Origin of the sequence: Paenibacillus sp. FSL L8-0435 (assembly GCF_037965655.1) — a bacterium.
Lineage (GTDB): Bacteria > Bacillota > Bacilli > Paenibacillales > Paenibacillaceae > Paenibacillus.
The window spans coordinates 3098049-3116607 of record NZ_CP150185.1; the positions used below are offsets into that span (position 1 = coordinate 3098049).

Sequence of the window (18559 nt, forward strand, 5' to 3'; positions counted from 1 at the left end):
TTCAAATTTGAAGCATCTTCGAGTCAAACTCATACGTTATACTGAAGATGTGCTTTAGAACGACATATCTGTACAGAGATGTCGCTGAGGTTTTTTGTATCATGTTACAAGTTACATATTTCACAAACGATTAGCGGGAAAGGTGAGAATGGACTTTATGAAGACAGTGACAGGCCGATTCAGAATTGCGGGCATATGGGAGGGTGTATCCTTACTTCTATTGATTTTTATTGCTATGCCTCTGAAATATTTTGCAGATATCTCTTCCGCTGTAGCCGTAATGGGCATGATTCATGGTATTTTATTTCCCTTGTACCTTATTGCGCTAGTTCACTTGGCTCTGGTCAAAAAGTGGAAGATAACGCGTTGGCTGATGGGTGGACTCGCCGGTCTATTGCCGTTTGGAACTTTTGTATTTGAATCTTATCTTCGGAAGAGAAATTGGAAATAAAGATCAATAAGAATAAATGAAAGCAGGCGACTAATTCAAATGTTATCCGAATTGTCGCCTGTTACTTTTTGTACAAGTACTACTTTACTGTACCTTGCTGACGATCGGACAGCAGGCTTACGCCAATATCGCCAGAGGCATTCGACACAGGTGCATACGCCGAGAAGGAAGTAACAACTACCAGGGCAGTGAACAGAAATACGAATGATTTTTTCATACCATAACCTCTTTCATATGGGGATATATTCCATTTGATTCTAACGCACATAGGTTATACTTGAAAAGAAAAAGTTTAAAATGAGCAAGCTATTGATGACTGAAAGGATTGAGCTTCTATGAAAGATATTCATGAGTTAACATCCATAGAAATGGTTGAAGAAGCTATTCAACAACATGAATTGGTTTTTTTGTATGTATCTCGTCCAGAGTGCAGTGTATGTCACGCTTTACTCCCCAAGATCAGGGCATTGCTTGAACCTTATCCATCGGTATATCTGGGTCACATTAATGCTAATGAAGTGGAAGAGGTTGCATCTAAGTTTCTTATTTTCACCGTTCCAACAATGATCATGCTTGTGGAGCAGAAGGAATATATTCGAGCGGATCGTTTTGTTCGCTTGGAACGTCTGGAAGAGCAGCTGCAACAGATTCAATCCATGTATATCCAGGATGAGGAATAGAAGCTAAAGCTTCATGAACGGCGGCTCATACATGAGCCGTTTTTTTGCGCCCGCAGTGGCGTATAGCTATGAACAAAGTTACATGATGCCTGAACTCGCAAATTAAAGTGTTGCCATGAAAACGGTTTTATGATAATTTAAACATTATAAAAACGTTTTTATAGTAAAGGAACAAAACTTATGGCAAAGATAACGATTAAAGATGTAGCAAGGGAAGCGGGCGTATCCATATCTACTGTCTCCAACGCCTTAAATGGTGTGGATGTCTTGAACCCGGAGACCAAATCACATGTTCTTAAGGTGGCAGAGCGTTTAAATTATGTGCCCAATCTGAATGGCAAGCTGTTGAAGTCCGGTCAAACCAAAATGCTCGGTTTTTTCACCACAAGTGTATCGGGTCCGTATTTCTATAAGCTGGTTGAGTCAATGTCTCGCGAATGTGATCGTCTGGGGTACGGGCTGAATGTATTTGTGACCAAGGATAAACACGTTATTATGAGTAATATTCTGGGTCGGCGGGTGGATGGTGTCATTATCTACGAAGAGCTTCGGATCGATGAGCAAGATATTATCGCCATGGAGAAAGACAAGATCAAGGCTGTTTTTCTGGATCGGGTCTATCAGAGCGATACGATGGGAAGTGTCATTTTTGACTCGTATGTGGCGGCTTATGAAGCTACCAAGTATTTAATTGGGCTGGGGCACAAGAAAATTGCTTATATTTCGGGTGTGGATACGATGTTTGACAGTGTACAGCGTAGGGATGGCTATCTGGCTGCCTTGCATGAATACCAGCTTCCAATCGATGAAGATTACATTATACAAGGGTATTTTGAGGAGGAGAGCACGTATAGTGCGATAAAATCTTTTCTTCACTTACACCCGGGCAAGCGGCCTGATGCATTTCTTGCAGGGAATGACTTGAGTGCAATTGGCTGTATGCACGCGTTGAAGTCTGAGGGCTTTGAAGTGCCTCAAGATGTTAGTGTCGTGGGTTTTGATGATATTGATATCGCACAGTATTTTTCTCCACCGCTTACAACGGTAAGAAATCAAATTGCAAGACAGGGTATCCTGGCCATCAATCAACTGGTGGGTATGATCAAGGAGAAAGAACAAGGTGCTGCACAAAAATTGGCGGGTGAGCTGGTGGTGAGAGGTTCAAGCCATGTGAAGATCGACCGGAAAGACTACCGTACATAAGTTGATTCAGCTTCTTCTCCGGTCTTTTTTTACTTAATTATAAACAAAGGGGTTTTTTATGTCGAAAAATAAAAACGTTTTTATGAACATGCATGCATGATGGAGGGGAGTAAAAAAACGTGGATAAATTAGCCGTAGAGACATCAACCGGTAAAAATGTGATCAGTCCCAATGGGAAGAAACCCATCGGACAACGGATCAAAGAATTCATAGTCGATTATCGGAGACAATGGGAGATTCAATCGATGATTATCCCGGGCATTATTTTTATGATTATTTTCTGTTATATCCCGATTTACGGTTTGACGATTGCCTTCAAAAATTACACGGTCATTGATACGCTGGCTACCGCTCCTTGGGTAGGGCTGGATAATTTCAGAATCATTTTGTCAGACAAATACTTCTGGGATGCGGTCGTGAATACGCTGGGGATCAGTTTTTTGAAATTAGGTATCGGGTTTGTCATTCCGATCATTCTCGCGATCATGATCTACGAGTTAAACAGCGGACGCTTCAAGAAGTTTGTGCAAACGGTTTCATATTTACCTCACTTTTTGTCCTGGATCGTACTTGGGGGAATGCTGATCACGTGGTTTTCAACCACGGGCTTATTTAATCAGTTGTTACTTAGCCTGGGAGTGATCTCGCAACCGCAGAACATCTTGCTGGATGCAGGTAAGTATTGGTGGATTGCTACGTTATCGGATATTTGGAAAGAAGCAGGTTGGGGAACGATTCTGTATCTGGCGATCATGGCAAAGATTGACCCAACATACTATGAAGCTGCCAAAATTGATGGTGCAAGCCGTCTCAGACAGATCTGGAATATCACATTGCCTAATATGAGATCAATCATCAGCCTAAATCTGATTCTAACTGTAAGCGGTTTATTGGGGTCGAATCTGGATCAGACCCTGGTTCTCATGAACTCTCAGAACCGCGACAAAGCGGAAGTCATCAATTCGTACGTCTATCGTATGGGGATGTCTCAGGGTGACTTTTCATATGCAACGGCCGTTGGCTTGGGTGTCTCCATCATCTCTGTCATTTTACTCGTCACGGCAAACAAAATCACAAGCAAATTAAACGATAATCAATCTGTGTTGTAGAAGGAGGCATCCCGCGTGAATGGAAAGGTGGCAAAAGAAGATCTCGATAGTCGGATCTTTGATACCTTAAATATGATTTTGCTAATCATCTGTACGGTCGTTATTCTCGTTCCTCTCTGGAATGTCATCATTTCTTCCTTTAGTTCAGGCAAAGCGCTGGCGGAAGGTGGATTCATCTTCTGGTCACCGGAATTCTCGCTGGAGAATTACAGAGCTGTATTCAACGATCAGGGCATCTGGCAGGCTTTCTTCATATCAGTGTCCAAAACAACGATTGGCGTTGTTACACATGTGTTCTTCTGTGCCATGGTTGGTTACGGTCTGAGCAAAAAGTACATAAGAGGCCGTAAATTATACGTTGCCATGGGTGTTATTACCATGTTCTTCTCGGGCGGCATGATCCCGACGTATCTGTTAATCAAATCACTTGGCCTGCTTAACAGCTTCTGGGTGTACATTATCCCGGCGTTATTCAGCTTCTATGATGTCGTGATTCTGATGAATTTCTTCCGGAATGTCCCGGATTCGCTGGAAGAATCGGCCAAGATTGATGGTGCAGGGGATTGGCATATTTTCCTGAAAATATTCATTCCGCTCTCCATGCCAGCCATGGCGACAATTGCGCTATTTAATGGGGTGGGGCAATGGAACGACTTCATGACAACCAAGTTATATATTACCGATCAGTCACTGTATCCACTCCAGATGATGCTGTATGAGATTATCGTTCAGTCCCAGACACAATCCATGCAAAATGTCGGGGGTTCCGCTGTCATTGAAACAACGACCAAAGGCGTGCAGTTGGCCACCATTGTCATAACAACACTCCCTATCGTGCTGATCTATCCCATCGTTCAGAGATATTTTATCTCGGGAATGATGCTCGGAGCGGTCAAGGAATAGGAGCAACAAATACCCCATTTTGAGGAGGAACAAAAATATGTTGAAGTTGAACAAGGTATCAGGCAAAAAAGGGATTAAATTGCTTGCAACACTGCTCACAGCCGCACTTATGATTACAGGTTGCAGCGGTGGATCGGGGGGCTCCAGTGAAGGGAATTGGGTATCCATTGAAGATCGTTATACGGTTGACCCGGAAAAGCCGGCTTGGCAGTTGGATAAAAAAGAAGAGGCTACCGACTTGACCTGGTACGTCAATGCAGACTGGTGGAACACTGATTTTGGCAAGGATATTGTCACCAAGAAAATCAAAGAGGATCTGAACATCAATATCAAATTTATCACCGGTGATGATACCAAGTTAAACACCTTTTTCGCAGGTGGAGATATGCCTGACTTGCTGACCGTATTTGACTCCAATTCTCCTGTGGTACAAAAAGCAGCAACCTGGGCTATGCCGCTGAACGATCTGGCGGAAAAATATGATCCTTACTTTAATAAAGTTGCGGCTGCCGATACATTGAACTGGTTCCAATTGGCTGATGGTAAAACCTATGGTTACCCGAACTATTCCAATACGCAAGAGGATTATGATAGCGGTAACATTCCAGCCAAGACGGCATTTATCATTCGTAAAGATGTGTACGAAGCTTTGGGTAGTCCGGTCATTGGAACGCCAGAAGAATTCCAGAGTGTGATGAAACGAATTAAACAAGAGTTCCCTGCGCTGATTCCGTTTGGGTTCAACTCCATTGGTGAAGGAACAGGTTCACTCGGGGATACGTTGCAAGATTTCATCGGTGTTCCGCTGGAGACTGAATCAGGAGAATTCTACGATCGTAATCTGGATGAAGATTACCTCACGTGGTTGAAAACGCTGAACACCGTGTACAGAGACGGCAATATCAGTGATGACAGTTTTGCCGATGATGGAACCGCTTTTGAGGAAAAAGTGAAGTCCGGTAAATATGCGACCATGCTGCTTGACGGTACACCTCAACAAGGAGGAAACCTGCAAATCTACATGAGTGCCAATCCAGGCAAAGAATATGTTGCTATCGATGGACCGCAGAGCACCAAAGGCAATGCACCAACATTGAATCAATCCGGTATTACCGGGTGGATGATCAATTTCATTTCCAAGGACTGTAAAGATCCGGCCAAGGCCATTCAGATATTCACATACTTGCTGAGTGAAGAGGGACAGACGCTTATGAATTACGGGATCGAGGGGGAAACCTACCAAACCAAAGCCGACGGTAGTGTAGAACTGCTGCCAGCAGTGAAAGACATGCAACTCAATAACGCAGATCAATTCAAAAAGGATTATCGGATGGGTGAATTTATGTTCTTCGGTCATGACCGCCACAAAGCACTCAGTGCAGATGCTTTTCCGGAAGCGATTAAACAGATGCAGGAGTGGGGTAAAGGCAAGCTGAAACCACACTTCATTCTGGAGAATATTAGCCCGGATCAAGGTACACCTGAAGCTCGTGCGTTGTCAGCAATCAATACGAAGTGGAATACAACACTGGTCAGTATGGTACGTTCCAAAGATGATGCCTCGTATGACAATGCACTGGCTGCTTACAAGTCATTTTTAGGTGAGAACCGTTGGGAAGAGATTGTGAAGGTACGCAGTGAAAAGATGAAATTGAACAAAGAGAAACTAGGCATTCAATAATAGAAATACAAAGGAGAATCCCATGACAACTTTCAAAATGTACAAATCCACGGGTGAAGAAGATTTATTCGTATCTCTATCCCAAGAGCAATTAAAGCCTCTGGATGCTCATAAGGAGACAACGACCATCCTTCTGGATGATCAGCTAACGTATCAGGAGATGGACGGATTTGGTGCTTCTTTTACCGATTCATCTGCCTATTTGATCAACCAAATCTTGAATGAGGAGCAACGGGATGAGGTCATGACCCGTCTATTCCATCCAGAGAAAGGGATTGGGCTGTCAGTCATCCGTAATCCAATGGGGGCTTCGGACTATGCGAGAACGGTGTACAGTTATAACGATATGCCCGAACAACAGACAGACCCAGAATTAACCCAATTCAGCATTTTACATGATGAAGAGGATGTTATTCCTTTGACGCAAAAGGCGTTGGCATTGAATCCTGAAATGAAACTGTTTGCTTCACCATGGAGTGCACCGGGATGGATGAAAACGAGCGGATCGATGATTACCGGACAGTTGAAGGCGGAATGGTATCCGGTTTATGCGCAATATTTTGTGAAATACATTCAAGCCTATGCCAAACATGGATTATCGATCCATGCCATCACACCACAGAATGAGGCGCTGTATGAACCAGGGCACTATCCTGGTATGTTGATGCCAGCCGAAGCCCAAGCAGACTTTATCAAAAACCATCTCAAACCAGCCTTTGTGCAAAATGAAATTCAAACCAAGATTCTCTGTTATGATCACAACTGGGATCAACCGGACTATCCCCTGACCGTACTTGAACAAGCGGGAGAAGAAGTGGATGGCGTAGCCTGGCATTGGTACGGGGGAGATTCTTCTACTCAAACGAAGGTTTATGAAGCTTTTGCAGGTAAAGAAGTTCATTTCACTGAAGGCTCAGGTGGAGAGTGGATTCCACCATTTGAGCAGGCCTTCTCAAATGTGATGCGGACGGGAATTCAGATTCTTCGCAATTATAGCAAGTCCTTTGTACTTTGGAATATGGCACTAGATGAGAATAATGGGCCTACGGTTCCTGGTTTTGGTCGCAGTACGTGTCGTGGTATCGTGCAAGTGAATCAGCAAACAAAGGAACTTACGTATACACTTGATTATTATGCTCTGGCTCATTACAGTGCTGTGATCCGTCCGAAGGCTGTTCGGATCGAAACAACATCCAGTGATGATGGAATTTGTTCTGTGGCTTTTAAAAATGCCGATGGTTCCGTAGGTTTAGTCCTCTTCAATGATGGGGAGGAGACGGGCAACATACAGGTTAAGCTGCGCGACGATGTATTGATGAAGTTCCAGCTGGAAAGCAAGAGTGTCTTGTCCGTATTAATCACAGATTGATAAATGGATGAGTTATAACCAGGCTTCATCAGAAAAGAAACCAAAAGAAGCGATATCCGGAGTGTACACGGATATCGCTTCTTTTTGGTGAAATTCATCTATTCAGAGTTATATTATACGGGCTGAATAGCGAGATGGGGTGTCCCGCTACTCTCATCAACGAACAGTATATATTGGTTGCCAGCTGTCCCTGTTAAGACCAGACCGGGTTGACCTGCAACACCAGGATTGTAATATCTGAATTGTTGCAAAACGGGGAGGGAGACTGGAAGCCATTAATTGTGTAGCGGCCTTAACGCTATCTCCAGCTTCAACCACCCCGCCTACACCCAAATGGTTGACAATCGAGGAGCTGGCGTTGATTTGAAGGCTGCCTGTTACGGTCTGACTGCCATTGACGTTTAGATCGACACCAACGGTTTGATTACCATTAACTTGATTTCTGATCTATCGACCAGCCAGTATTCCGCAATGTGAGGAAATGATTCAGTTTGGCGTGAATTGGCTTTGAAACATGGCCTGAAAGGGATTCATTTTGTGCAGACCATTGATGGATTCCCTACATTTAATGGTCAGATCTTTGATGCGAGTATGGAATTTGAACCACATTATACGTTTGCACATGGACATATGAATGGAATCTGGATCGAAATGAACATCAAGGGACAGCAGCATATTGCTGTGAATTACGACAAGGTATGGTCCTCCATTCTCGAACGAACACCACACCGTAACGGAGAAATTGTCTTTCCAGGAGCTTTTGTCAATTGGGATAATACACCGCGGAGAGGCGTTGACGGACAGAGTACGCTTGGGTCCACCCCAGAGAAGTTTGGGCTGTATCTATCCAGACAGATGGAACGAGCGAGGACGCTGTACAAAAGTGAATATCTTTTTGTTAACGCCTGGAATGAGTGGGCGGAAGGGGCATATCTTGAGCCGGATCAAAACTATGGTTATGCTTATTTGAGAGAACTCAAGAAAGCAACTCAGCATGAATCGAACAGAAACAAGTCTGTAGGAGGGAGTTCCGAATGAGGGAACTCTCTCTGTTTTGAGGTTGTTTACAGACCATGTTTCGTTGTAAGTAACGTTTTTTGTTTGCGGTACTCCGTTGGAGTTAACCCTGTATGTTTTTTGAACTGCCTGGAGAAGTAATACAAATCACTGAAACCGAGATGCTCGGCGATGGCAGTTATTGTGTTCGGGGTGCAGGTTAACAGTTCCTTGGCTTTGTCGATTTTTTTGCCAGTAATATAGAGGATCGGAGGAACTCCGATCTGCTGCTTGAAGAATCGAATGAAATAATTTGGATGCATGTAGGCGATCTGAGCCAGATCCTGAACCGAAATATTCTCTTCGATGTTGGAATCAATATAAGCCAGGATGGTAGACAGTTTCTCCATGACAGGAACGTTAATAAAAGAGATCTGATCCAGATCCAGATTCATTAGATAGTGGGATAGTAACTCGGTCAGTTTGCTCTTGGCCATCATATGGGCATAGACTTCATCGGATTTTGCATATGTAAGGATACTGCTGAAGATTGCTTGAATCAACTCAGGTTGATCTATCGTGCAGATGTGTGGGAATTTCAGAATTTGGAACAAATTGATTCCCCCAACCTTCGCGCTAAAGTGACACCAATATTTGAGAAAAGGACGGTCGTTAATGGCAGAATAAGACTGTTTGATCCCCTCTGGCATTAAAATAAGCTGATTAGGCGCAGGATAATACTCCTCATCCCCAATTTTGAGCCAACCTTCACCTTCGCATATGAAATAAAACTTGCTGTAATCGGGCGTGTAATCCAGGTCCCGCCAATCCGTATCGCACCGATTGTAGTTGACCATGAACAATTCGACTTGGAGATTGGACAGGTAGTTCGTAAGCAAAGTTTGGTGATTCATACTTTTCATCTCCATACAAGGTTATTATTGTCCATCTAAAAGTTAGTGTTCTGCATGTCTATCCTTCGGCTGCAGCACTACAATACAGCTACAGACAATAACAGAAGGGATGAGAACATCTCATGGACAAAAACGAATATTTGCAACAGATTGAAGCAACGATTGAGCGCGGTAAATTCAAAGACAATTGGAGTTCGCTTAGCGCCTTTCAAGTTCCCGAATGGTACACAAGAGCGAAATTCGGCATATTCATTCACTGGGGGCTATACTCTGTACCGGCCTATGATAGCGAATGGTATTCGCGAAATATGTATATACAAGGCACCAAAGCTTATGAACATCACCTTGAGGTGTATGGACCTCATAAGGACTTTGGATATAAAGACTTCATTCCGATGTTTCGTGCAGAGAAGTTTGATGCAGACGAATGGGCAACGTTATTCAAACAGGCTGGAGCCAGATATGTTATGCCTGTGGCTGAGCACCATGATGGTTTTCAGATGTACAAAAGTTCTATCTCTCACTATAACACATATGAAATGGGTCCCAAACGGGATCTTCTGGGTGAGATGAAGGTTGCATACGAGAAGCAGGGGCTGACCTTATGTGTGTCGTCTCACCGCGCCGAGCACTGGTTCTTCATGTCTCACGGGAAGGAGTTTGATTCAGATATTAAGGAACCCCTGGAGCGTGGGGATTTCTATTGGCCTGCCATGCCTGAGCCGAATCATCATGATCTGTATGGTTCGCCTCCAACCGAGGAGTATCTGGAGGACTGGTTGATTCGATGCTGTGAGCTGGTCGATCAATATCAGCCAAAGATTTTCTATTTCGATTGGTGGATTCAAACGGTTGCGTTCAAACCCTATCTTAAAAAATTTGCTGCCTATTATTATAACAAAGGCGAAGAATGGGGTGTGCCTGTAGCTATCAATTATAAACATGAGGCCTATATGTTTGGAAGTGCCGTTCCGGATGTGGAGCGGGGACAGTTCGCTGAGCTTAAGCCCTATTTTTGGCAAACGGATACAGCTGTCGCTAAAAACTCATGGTGTTATACGGAAAATAATAACTATAAAACGGCTGAGGAGATCATTCGGGATCTCGTCGATATTGTAAGCAAAAACGGGAATTTACTGCTGAACATTGGACCAAAAGCAGACGGCAGCATACCGGAAGAAGATCGCGACATTTTGCTGAGCATTGGCAAGTGGCTGGAAGTGAATGGGGAAGCGATCTATGACACGTCATTCTGGCGTACGTTTGGCGAGGGTCCGACAGAGGTGAAGGAAGGGCAATTCACGGATGGGGATACGAAGATATTTACGAGTGAAGATATACGGTTTACGTTAAAAGAAAGCAGTCTGTATGCCACGGTTCTTGCCTATCCAGATAACGGAGTGATTCACATTAAATCCCTGAAGGAAAATTCTCACCATTTTCAAGGGGTCATTCAAGATATTCAGGTACTTGGCTATGAAGAACAGCCGCAATGGGAGAGAACAGCGGACGCACTGACGATCACAACGACAACTGTGAAAAGTAAGGCGCCTATTGTTTTCAAAATTAAATTGGACTAATCAACAAAGATAAATTGAATGCTGTAAATATAAAAAGGGCGCGTCCAGGAGTATTGTACTCATCGGATAGCGCTCTTTTGGTTTGGCTACTACTCATATAATAATCACGAAATTCTTACTTGATAATATACTGATATCATCAAACCAGTGATGTTCGCCTGTAATGGAATGATTGAGACTCACTAAGGAGGATCTGCAAAAAAGATGAAACCAAAGAAACGCATCAGATATGGTTGGAGCGGATTTAAGAAAAAAAAGGCTGAGGACTGTGACCATCCCCAAGAGCAGCAACAAAAACACCATCACGAGCACCATCATAACCACCACAATAACCATCATCATAAGTGTTTTGACAAAGAAGCCGAATTGCTTCTTAAATTGATTGGTGAGTTGAAGGGCGCAATTGTACAGGTTTTTGCCAATCCCACTCCGCACAATGTTTCACTTCTGATTGAGGTACTGCGTAAATTACTGGCTCTGGTTCATCATTCGGATTTGAAAAAGGGAACCAAAGCAGACCTCGAAGCGGTCTTGGAGCTCACCATTGTATCTGTAGAGGCCGTTCCATTTTCTCCGATCAGTGTGGGAACCAATTTGCAGCAATTGCTGGATGTGCTCCTATCTGTCATTTTACAGGGGAATATCGATTCGTGCGAGAAAGATAAACTGGTCATTTTGATCCGGGCGACCGAATTGGCTATCACAACAGGGCTTAGAAACATAGGGGGTCAAGGTCCGGCAGGACCTGCAGGGCCAGCGGGTCCTCAGGGCGTACCTGGTCCACAAGGCCCGGCTGGCCCAGCAGGTTCTCAGGGTGGTGTAGGTCCAGCGGGTACACCGGGAGCTGCTGGTACCCAGGGACCAGCAGGTGCTACTGGCGCAACGGGTGCGGCAGGCCCAGCAGGTGGCGCAACGGGAGCCACAGGTGCAACGGGGGGGACAGGAGCTGTTGGGGCAGCGGGCGTTACAGGAGCAACAGGTGATCCTGGCGTAGCAGGAGCCACCGGAGTCACAGGGAATACGGGTGCAGCTGGACTTGCGGGAGTCACCGGGGCAACGGGTGCAGCCGGAATTGCAGGGGTAACCGGGGCTACCGGCGCAACTGGGATTGCGGGAGTAACTGGCAGCGCTGGTGTTACAGGAGCTACGGGTTCGGGCGCCATCATACCGTTTGCTTCTGGCGGACCTGCCATATTAACAACGGTTCTTGGTGGACTGGTCGGAACGACAAGTCTTATCGGTTTCGGCAGCTCGGCAACCGGAGTCAGCATTCTGGGTGGCACCATTGATTTAACGGGAACGATTGTTGGACCACTCATTAACTTTGCGTTCTCTGTTCCACGGGATGGCGTTATAACTTCCATTGCTGCCTATTTTAGTACCACAGCAGCCTTGGCCCTGGTTGGTTCCACGGTGACCATTACTGCGCAATTATTCAGTTCACCTACTCCTGATAATGCATTTACTGCGGTTCCGGGGGCGGTCGTTACACTGGCACCTCCACTCACCGGTATTATTGCATTGGGTAGTATCTCCAATGGCATAACAACCGGATTGGCTATACCGGTGACTGCACAGACACGTCTTCTGCTTGTATTCTCCGCCACGGCAACTGGACTTAGTCTTGTGAATACCGTTGTTGGTTATGCAAGTGGCGGCGTGAACATTACATGATGAGTATAAATTTTGATATGAACGACATGGGAGTTCTCATGTCGTTCTTTTTCTTGATTTGAAATTTTGAGCATAAAGTCTTGGTTATATAGAACTTTGAAAAGCTATTATTCATCAAAAACATGCAGAAATACGAAAAATAAGATGAAATACGTAAGCGACATGAGACACATAAAAGCATTAAATAGACTTATTTTCTATATTTTTCAATAAAGTGCTTGTATATATCGAATAATGATTTTATACTATACCAATAAAATCCAATTAAATTCCTAATCAACTATTATATGTAATTAAAATATTTGACTATTCACTCGAATCACGATCGAAAGTCATATCCACCACTCCTTAGCAAGCGTTCTGCTAACGCTCCAGATTACCCTTCCACATGAATGCTTATAGACATTCACTCTCATTGCATTATTCAAATACCCAAACTATTCTCTCACATGGTTTAATCCGATTCATTCAATCTCCTAAACTTCCAAGTGAAAAAACATAGACTGATCTGTTATCTCTTCTGACTCATATTGATTCCTAACCAGACCTGTAAAGGAGGTGAGGCTTTATGTGAAATCCAGGGTATCTATTTCGTCCGCAATAAAGGTATTTTACCGTTTTATTCTGCAGAGAAGGGCATATGTACCAGACTAAATTAAAAAACCGGGTAAAAGGAGTGGAAAAGTTTGATAAAGATTAATCGGTTACGCAAGCCCATCTCCATGGGGCTCTCGCTTCTCCTTGCATTTTCGATCATTCATCCGGTTTCAGCTGAAAACTCCACATCATCCAAATTGGATATGAAATCTGGACTTGCCAAAGTTACGGAGTCCAAAGTAAACGCAAAGTTGACCAAAGAATTTGATGGTAGTGAATATGTTACCTATCTGGTGAAAATGAAGGAACAGGTGGATACAGCAGCAGTCTCCAAACAGGCCCTGGAAAAAGCGACCATCGCCAAACAAACGGCCTCAGCAACAAAGCTGTCCGTTCGTAATTCGGTCGTCAGCTCTCTGCGAGAAACGGCCTCACGTACACAATATCCATTGGAAACTTATCTGGAAAAGGAAGTTGACCTGGGCAAGGTCAAAGAATATAAAGGCTATTTTATTGTCAATTCACTGGCAGTAACGAGTACCAAAGAAGTCATGGAACAGATTGCGCTGCTGCCTGAGGTGGAGAAGATTCTACCGAATGAGACACGATACTTACAGAAAGCCGAAGTGAGTAAAGAACCGGCGAATGCGGTATCAGGCAAAGATGCTGTCCAAACGCCAGCTAAAGACTCTTCAGTCGGAGTCAAAGACAAAGAGCCTGCTGCAAAAGACAAGCTTGCAACAGAAAACGTGGAATGGAACCTGGATTACATCAATGCGCCAGCCGTGTGGGATCGGGGCATCGATGGAACAGGGATTGTTGTTGCCAATCTGGACAGTGGTGTAGATTATACCCATCCGGCGCTTCGCAGCAAATGGCGGGGACTGGATGCTTCAGGCAATATCGTTGATCCCGAACTGAGCTGGTATGATCCGCACAGTAATGCTTCCCTCCCTGCGGACGGAGACGGGCATGGTACGCACACGATGGGTACGATGGTTGGCTCTGAAGCAGATGGCACCAACCAGATCGGGGTTGCTCCCGGTGCGAAATGGATTGGTGTGCGGATATTCAATCCGGAGACAACAGATGCCATTATTCTGGATGGCGGACAGTGGTTGATCGCTCCGGTCGATGCGGAAGGCAATCTGCATCCTGAACTTGCACCGGATGTCGTCAACAACTCATGGGGCGGCGGCCCGGGACTTGATGAATGGTTCCGACCTATGGTTCAAGCCTGGCGTGATGCGCAGATTTTTCCCGAATTCTCTGCGGGAAATGTAACACTGACGAATCCGGGTGGTCCCGGCTCCGTTGCGAACCCGGCCAATTATCCCGAAAGCTTCGCAACGGGAGCCACAGATATCAATGGTAATCTGGGTTCCTTCTCCCTGCTGGGCCCATCCCCGTATGATGAGATCAAACCGGAAGTATCTGCCCCTGGTGTGAATATCCGTTCAGCAGTTCCGGGCGGAGTATATGAGGGAGGCTGGAACGGAACATCCATGGCAGGCCCGCATACAACTGCACTTGCTGCGCTGCTGCTTCAGGCCAATCATTCCCTTACGGTGGATCAGCTGGAGCAGATCATTACAGATACAGCTACGCCGAGAACCGATAGTCAGTATCCGACCTCTCCTAATAACGGCTACGGTCACGGCATTATTAATGCCCTCGATGCTGTAGGTTCTGTACTCGAAGGGATCGGCACAGTATCCGGCAGAGTGGTTACCGCCGGAGATGATCTGGAAGAGCCGGTACTGGCACATACCCCTGTTAATTCTGCCTTTACAGGCATCGATATACCATTAACCGCTCATGTGACAGATAACGTCGCGGTAGTCTCTGTCGAGGCTTTTGCCAAAACGACAGGCACCAACCAGTACGTTTATCTGCCGATGAACCGGATTGCTGGGGATAACAAAGATGGGACGTATACAGCGACAATCCCTGCTTTTCTTATTGAACCGCAAGGTGTGGAGTATTATATCCGCGTAAATGATTACGGCAACAACGGATTCGAAAGTCAGGTATATAAAGTGGCTGTATCCAATGGTGTTCAGCCAGGGTACCTTCAGGATTTTGAAGAAGATCAGCTGGGCTTCACGACTGGCGGAACCGGAAGTACTTGGGTATGGGGAGCACCAACCAGTGGTCCTGGAAGTGCATACTCCGGTGACAAGGTGATTGCAACCAATCTGCAAGGAACTTATGTGGCGAATAGCAATGCATATCTGCTTGCGCCGCCAATTGATCTCACCGAGAGTCCGGAAGGGGCATTGTTATCCTTCAAGCACTGGTATGATCTGGAGAACAACATCGACTTCGGCAAGGTATACATTGCTTCCGAGGATAGCGATTATGTGTTCGAAGAGCTGTTAACCTTCACGGGTACAGGTGGCAATTGGAAGACACAATATGTGGATCTTCGCGAATACGCGGGACAGCAGGTGTTCATCAAGTTCAATCTGACGAGCGATAATTCATTGCAAAAAGCTGGCTGGTACATTGATGATTTCGCTGTAGAAGAGCTGGATGAGATTGCTCCGGGCGCACCTGCCGGATTGTCTGCGACGGCCGATATTCTTGGTAATGTAGCCTTGAGCTGGACTGGTCCGAGCGATGAGGATCTCGAATCTTATATCGTATATCGCTCCACAAACACAGGTACAGGTTATGAATCCATTGGAACTGCAACAGGAACAACGTTTACAGATACGGCTACGGTGACAGATTCGACGTATTATTATACCGTTGCCGCACTTGATTATAGTGGCAATGAAAGTGATAAGTCGAATGAGGTCTCCATTACAGTAGAGGTGCCACAGGATATCTACATCGATCATTTCGATGGCAGTGATGATAATGGTTGGACTCATTCGGGAACCAAAGATGAGTGGGAACGAGGCATTCCGGTAACGGGACCTGCCAGCGCGGTTTCTCCTCCGAATGTCTGGGCGACTGATCTGGACAATACGTACGAGAATGGCTCCAACTATTCGCTCGTATCTCCGGTCATTGATTTGACAGATGTATCCGAAGGAACACTTACGTTTAATCATTGGTACGAGATTGAGAGTGGATACGACTACGGATATGTGGAAGTCACCAAGGATGGTGGGACCACATGGTCAGAACTGGGCAAATTCTCACATACTACAAACGGTAAACAATGGACACCTGTGTTTTATGATCTGGATGCACTTACCGGGAATGAAGTACAATTCCGGTTCCGTCTGACCTCAGACAACAGTGTTGTGAAGACAGGCTGGTTCATTGATGATTTCCGTGTACTGGGTGTTGCTGCGGAGACGGTAACGGAGGACAATGCGGTTGTGCTTAACAGTGACAAACCAAAACCGTCCTATGATAATCCATGGTACAAAATTTCGCGGACTGACAAAGCGGAATTTAACAAAACGAAACAGCAACAACCGGAAATTGAAAAACCAGGATCAGGTTCGGTTAATCCACAAAGCCTGCCTGCAAGTGCAACGGTTACCGTACTGGAAACCGGACGTTCGGTGAAGACGGATTCAGCTACAGGCAAGTATAACTTCACACACGTAGCAGGTGATTACACGTTAAAAGCTGAGGCATATGGATATTATCCTCGAACTCAGCAGGTAACGATCACCGATGGCGGTGGAGCCAAAGCCAACTTTAATCTGGAGGAAATCCCGCATGGGCAGATTGAAGGTGTAGTAACCGATGAGCGGACAGGCCAACCATTGGCTGATGCATCCGTCCTCGTGGTGGAGGATGCCAATGTAGGTGAAGTTCGCACGGGTTCAGATGGCAGCTTCGATATTCAGGTATTGGAAGGAAGTTATACCCTGTCCATCCGGGCTGCGGATTATTACAGTAAAACCGTCACTGTGACTGTCCCTGGCAATGGTACGGCTGAGGCAAATGTTGCCTTGAAACCATTCATCGGTTTCCCAGGGGAAATTGCTTATGATGATGGAACAGCAGAGAATGCACGAGCTTTTAACGCTGCGGATAACGCTTGGGCAGTTCGAATGACACCAGAGCTGGAGACCGCTCAACTGACAGGTGCATCGTTCCGATTCTGGAACACAGAGTGGCCTGTGCCTGGAGGTACAACGTTCCAATATGCCGTCTATGATGCATCGGGTGCCGGTGGAGCTCCGGGACGACAGCTGGCGGGACCATTCGATGGTACTGCACTTCGTAACGATCAATGGACAACCGTTGAATTCCCGGAACCAGTGATTGTAACGGGTGACTTCTATATCGTGTATGTACAAAGCGTAGCCGGAACAAGTGCTCCGGGACTCGCTACCGATGAGAATGGTACGAATGCTGGTCGAAGCTGGCAGCGTGTAAGCGGAGCATGGAGTACTTCACCGGTAGAAGAAGGCAATTACATGATTCGTGCAGTCGTGAGATATCCGGTAAATGCACCTGTGCTCACAGTACCTGCAAACACGTATACGAATCAATCGACCTTCACTGTGTCGGGAACGTCTCCGGCATCTGGAGCTCAGATCAAGATCTACAACGGCAAGGATCTGGCTGGCACCACAACGGTGGCAAATGGGAAGTTCTCATACGGTGTGAAGCTCCGTTCTGGCATTAATGCGATTACTGCGGAGGCAGTGGTAGACGGTAAAACAACGGACCGTTCACTCCCCGTAGTCATTATTCTGGATCAGACCAAACCACAGTTGACAATTGTTACGCCAGCTCAAGGGGATCGTATCAATGCAGAAGTGGTTTACGTAACGGGTAATGTCGTTGAACAATTCCTCGATAAGGTAACCGTTAACGGACAAACCGTACAAGTGGGTAAAGACAGAAGTTTCAGTCACCGTGTATTGGTCAATGAAGGCGAGAACACAATTACCATGACAGCAACCGATATCGCTGGTAACAAAACAACCGTAACCCGCACCGTCTATGTGGAAACGGCGTTGCCAGAACTTACGAATATTACTCCGGCTGAGGATGTTCGAATCACATCAGGGGAGAGTGTTACCGTTTCATTTGACAGTAAACCTGGTCTGCAAGCATCTTTCCGTATTCAGTTACCTTTGAATCTGAATGACCAAGGCGCAGGAGAGATTCCATTGCTGGAGACTGAACCTGGTCGTTACACGGGTACGTACACAACACCTTCATCCCTTGTTCTGGATGGTGGAGTCATTGTGATTCGTGCTCAGGATGCAGCAGGCAACAAAGTAGAGGCGGAAGCAGCTGGACGATTGTTCGTCAGCGCAGCACAAGAACAATCAGTTCCAGAACCAGATTCCAGCCCTGAAGAGACTGAAACAGAAGTAGGTCCACCGTCCGCTGAGAGTCTGCAACCTTAAACATGCAAAGTGTGACATGGATGATAACTGCATTTTGACCGTGTAAGCAAGAAGCCGATAAGCCGA

Annotated in this window: 13 protein-coding genes; 11 read left to right on the plus strand and 2 right to left on the minus strand. The window is 45.6% G+C overall.

Annotation, left to right across the window (positions count from 1 at the left end; genetic code table 11):
- The first annotated feature begins 157 nt into the window (after window positions 1–157).
- Entirely contained in the window at window positions 158–451 is a 294-nt protein-coding gene (locus NST33_RS13530) for a DUF3817 domain-containing protein (protein ID WP_076212121.1), read from the plus strand.
- A gap of 79 nt (window positions 452–530) precedes the next feature.
- Here NST33_RS13530 and NST33_RS13535 read toward each other — a convergent pair whose 3' ends face one another.
- On the minus strand, window positions 531–668 hold the full coding sequence (locus NST33_RS13535; protein WP_221819496.1) for a hypothetical protein: 138 nt from the start codon (window positions 666–668) through the stop codon (window positions 531–533).
- Between the two features lie 118 nt (window positions 669–786).
- Between NST33_RS13535 and NST33_RS13540 the strand changes: the two genes are divergently transcribed.
- The 7 genes from NST33_RS13540 to NST33_RS13570 all read left to right on the plus strand — a co-directional run bounded on the left by NST33_RS13540 (window position 787) and on the right by NST33_RS13570 (window position 8434).
- A complete protein-coding gene (locus NST33_RS13540) occupies window positions 787–1131 on the plus strand; it encodes a thioredoxin family protein (RefSeq protein ID WP_221819495.1) in 345 nt (114 codons plus the stop codon).
- Between the two features lie 180 nt (window positions 1132–1311).
- Entirely contained in the window at window positions 1312–2334 is a 1023-nt protein-coding gene (locus NST33_RS13545) for a LacI family DNA-binding transcriptional regulator (RefSeq protein ID WP_017688676.1), read from the plus strand.
- A gap of 119 nt (window positions 2335–2453) precedes the next feature.
- Window positions 2454–3443, plus strand: coding sequence for an ABC transporter permease subunit (locus NST33_RS13550; RefSeq protein WP_221819493.1), 990 nt, complete (start codon window positions 2454–2456; stop codon window positions 3441–3443).
- A gap of 15 nt (window positions 3444–3458) precedes the next feature.
- A complete protein-coding gene (locus NST33_RS13555) occupies window positions 3459–4346 on the plus strand; it encodes a carbohydrate ABC transporter permease (protein ID WP_076211802.1) in 888 nt (295 codons plus the stop codon).
- Between the two features lie 37 nt (window positions 4347–4383).
- Window positions 4384–6027, plus strand: coding sequence for a sugar ABC transporter substrate-binding protein (locus NST33_RS13560; RefSeq protein ID WP_339308253.1), 1644 nt, complete (start codon window positions 4384–4386; stop codon window positions 6025–6027).
- Between the two features lie 22 nt (window positions 6028–6049).
- A complete protein-coding gene (locus NST33_RS13565) occupies window positions 6050–7396 on the plus strand; it encodes a glycoside hydrolase family 30 beta sandwich domain-containing protein (protein WP_339308255.1) in 1347 nt (448 codons plus the stop codon).
- A 501-nt stretch (window positions 7397–7897) separates the two neighbouring features.
- Entirely contained in the window at window positions 7898–8434 is a 537-nt protein-coding gene (locus NST33_RS13570; protein WP_339308257.1) for a glycoside hydrolase family 99-like domain-containing protein, read from the plus strand.
- Between the two features lie 26 nt (window positions 8435–8460).
- Here the strand turns inward: NST33_RS13570 and NST33_RS13575 are convergent, their stop codons facing one another.
- Window positions 8461–9306, minus strand: coding sequence for an AraC family transcriptional regulator (locus NST33_RS13575; protein WP_339301244.1), 846 nt, complete (start codon window positions 9304–9306; stop codon window positions 8461–8463).
- A gap of 122 nt (window positions 9307–9428) precedes the next feature.
- On the opposite strand from NST33_RS13575, the gene NST33_RS13580 reads away from it, so the two are divergent.
- The 3 genes from NST33_RS13580 (at window position 9429) to NST33_RS13590 (ending at window position 18493) form a co-directional block, all read left to right on the plus strand.
- Entirely contained in the window at window positions 9429–10886 is a 1458-nt protein-coding gene (locus tag NST33_RS13580) for an alpha-L-fucosidase (protein ID WP_339301246.1), read from the plus strand.
- A 204-nt stretch (window positions 10887–11090) separates the two neighbouring features.
- Entirely contained in the window at window positions 11091–12560 is a 1470-nt protein-coding gene (locus NST33_RS13585; protein ID WP_339308259.1) for an exosporium glycoprotein BclB-related protein, read from the plus strand.
- 686 nt (window positions 12561–13246) lie between these two features.
- Window positions 13247–18493, plus strand: coding sequence for a S8 family serine peptidase (locus tag NST33_RS13590; RefSeq protein WP_339308261.1), 5247 nt, complete (start codon window positions 13247–13249; stop codon window positions 18491–18493).
- Window positions 18494–18559 lie beyond the last annotated feature (66 nt).